Annotated in this window: 2 protein-coding genes; one reads left to right on the forward strand and one right to left on the reverse strand. The window is 66.9% G+C overall.

Annotated features, from left to right (window positions below; all coding sequences use genetic code 11):
- On the reverse strand, positions 1-420 hold a 420-nt coding region (locus L687_RS0121080; RefSeq protein WP_031206803.1), incomplete at its 3' end, for an extracellular solute-binding protein.
- 235 nt (positions 421-655) lie between these two features.
- On the opposite strand from L687_RS0121080, the gene L687_RS26185 reads away from it, so the two are divergent.
- A partial coding sequence (locus tag L687_RS26185) for a hypothetical protein (RefSeq protein ID WP_021198763.1) occupies positions 656-1027 on the forward strand: 372 nt, incomplete at its 3' end.

The raw sequence follows: 1027 nt of genomic DNA on the forward strand, positions 1-1027 counted from the left end.
GCTGAACGCACCGGCCGAGAAGTCGTCCTCGTACTTCTTCGCCTCGTCCGCGACGTCCTGCAGCAGTCCCTTGACGAACAGCTGAGGGACCTCCGAGTAGCCCGTCTGCGCGAGGCAGGGTCCGTTGCCGGCCTTCACGTCGGTCTCGAGCTTGAGGATCATGTCGCTCGACTTGCCGTCGAACTTCGTCGCCTTCACCTGGATGTCGGGGTGTTCGGCGTTCCAGCGGTCGACGATCTCGGAGGCGGGGGTCATGCCCTCGCCGTCAGGCAGGCGGTGCAGGTACTCGATCGTGATGGGCTCGCCGCTGGCGCCACTGTCACCGGAGTCGCCGGATGAGCAGGCTGCGAGGCCGAAGGCCGACACCGCGCCGACCGCGACGATCGCGGCGGTGCGGGTGAAGCGAGGGGTGATTGCCATGCTGTTCTCCTCTTTGAGGTCATGTTCCTGCGGATCGCCCTGGGCGGGGGTGACGCCGAGGCGCCGTCGATCACAAGCACATCCAACCACAGAATGTTTGCGCTCACAACCGACAAAAGAAGTCGGTGACGCTTATACTCGGCCTCATCGAGGGAGCGCTGACATGCTCTGACACGCACACGCCGACCGTCGGTTTCGCGGCGATGCCCCGATCCACCGGAGAGGACATCTGCCGATGACACGAAGCCCGCTCATCCTGATGAACGATTGGGTCTCCGCGATGCCTCCGCGAGCGTTGGTCGAGACCGCGCTCCGCGAAGGCTACGACGGGGTGGAGCTCTGGCTTCCCTCGGAGTCGAGCGCCCGGCGCGAGCTCGTCGCGGCGATAGACGAGACCGGTGCGTCGGCCTCGTTGCTCGTCGGAAGCGTCGAATCCGATCCTGAGGCGCACCGCCGCGCGCTCGCGCTCCAACTGGATGCCATCGGTGCCGAGGGCATCGCCCCGCTGCACATCACCCTGCACGCCGGTCGGGACCACTGGAGGGAGCGGGACCTGGACGCGCTCGCCGGCTGGATCGTCGCCGAGCGCGAGCGGACCGGCATGGAC

It is taken from the genome of Microbacterium maritypicum MF109 (assembly GCF_000455825.1).
Lineage (GTDB): Bacteria > Actinomycetota > Actinomycetes > Actinomycetales > Microbacteriaceae > Microbacterium > Microbacterium maritypicum_A.